2 protein-coding genes are annotated in these 1,585 nt (G+C 55.1%); both read right to left on the reverse strand.

The genetic code is table 11. The features are described 5' to 3' along the window. On the reverse strand, positions 1-770 hold a 770-nt coding region (locus CPT76_RS02245), incomplete at its 3' end, for an ABC transporter permease (RefSeq protein WP_258168029.1). 13 nt (positions 771-783) lie between these two features. Next, positions 784-1,585 (reverse strand): ABC transporter permease (locus CPT76_RS02250; protein ID WP_105441792.1); only part of this gene is annotated, 802 nt, incomplete at its 5' end.

Below are 1,585 nucleotides of genomic sequence, written 5' to 3' on the forward strand. Positions count from 1 at the left end.
ACCCCGAGCGAAGACATCGGCGACTGAAGTCCAAGGCCGATAAAGCTCAGGAACGCTTCGGTAAAGATCGCCGACGGAATCGTGAACATCGTGTTGATGACGATGATGCCGATCGTGTTCGGAATCAAATGCTTAGTAATAATGCGCCCGGTGGACGTGCCCAGCGTACGGGCCGCCAGGACGAATTCCTGCGACTTCAGCTTCATAATGTGTGCCCGGACCAGCCGGGCCATGTTGACCCAGCCCGTAATGGACATCGCGACCATGATGGTCACGATCCCCGGCTTCATCACCATCATCAGCAGGATGATAATGATCAGGCTCGGAATCCCGGTCAAAATTTCGACGATCCGCTGCATCACGTTATCAACCCTTCCGCCGAACAGGGCGGAAATGGCGCCGTAGGCAACCCCGATGACGAGGTCGAGCGCGGCGGCGAGCACGGCGATCAGGAGCGACACGCGCGTTCCCTGCCATACGCGGGCCCATTGGTCCCGGCCGAATTTATCGGTGCCGAACCAATGATCGGCGTTCGGTTTTTGATAGACGGCATTATAATCGGTAGAGTAATAGTCGTGATGTCCGATCCACGGACCAACGATCGCCAGCAGCAGCATGATGACCAGGATGACCAAGCTGACGATCGCTGCTTTATTTTGACGAAGCCGCCTCCAGCTGTCCTGAAAAGCCGTCAAGGATTTGCCCGCGATCTTCTCCCGTTCGTCCGGCTTTGCGGCGGCCGGCTTAAACAGCGCATCCACGTTATCCATTTGCGTCATGTCCTCACTCCTTTCCCGATGCCAGACGGATCCGCGGATCCACCAGGCCGTACAGCAGATCCACGATCAGCATGACGAATACATAGAAGGCGCTGTAAAAAATCGTGATCCCCATAATCGTGGAATAATCGTTCATTTTGATCGAATCGACGAACAGGCTCCCGATCCCCGGAATCCCAAAAATATTCTCAATGACGAGCGAACCTGTCAGCAAATTGACCACGATCGGACCAAGAATCGTAATGACCGAAATGAGCGAGTTGCGGATCACATGCTGGAACATGATGCGCGCGAACCCAAGCCCTTTTGCCTTAGCCGTCGTGACATAATCCTGCTCAAGCACCTCCAGCATCTCTGTCCGTACAAACCGGGCGATCAAGGCGATGACGCCGACGCAGAGCGCAATGGACGGCAGGATGGAGCTGGGATAGCTCTCCCAGAATGCGACCGGCAGAAGCCCCCATTTGAGCCCGACAAAATACTGCAGCAGCGCCGCAAGCACGAAATTCGGCACCGACACGCCGAGAACGGCGATAATCATGGTGGCGTAGTCCCAGCCGGAGTTATGGCGGTAAGCGGCGATGATCCCGAGGATCATGCCGATGGCCAGTCCCAGCAGAACCGCTTGCAGACCGATCAAGGCCGAAGGTCCGATCCGGCTCATGATGATGTCCTTTACAGGTTGACCGGTGTAGAAAAACGACGTTCCCAAATCGCCTTTGACAATATTTTTTAAATAGTTCACGTACTGCACGCCAACGGGCTTGTCCAAGCCGTAGCTGGCATAAATCATCTGTCTTTGTTCC

The organism is Paenibacillus sp. AR247 (assembly GCF_002968895.1).
GTDB classification, from domain to species: domain Bacteria; phylum Bacillota; class Bacilli; order Paenibacillales; family Paenibacillaceae; genus Paenibacillus_AQ; species Paenibacillus_AQ favisporus.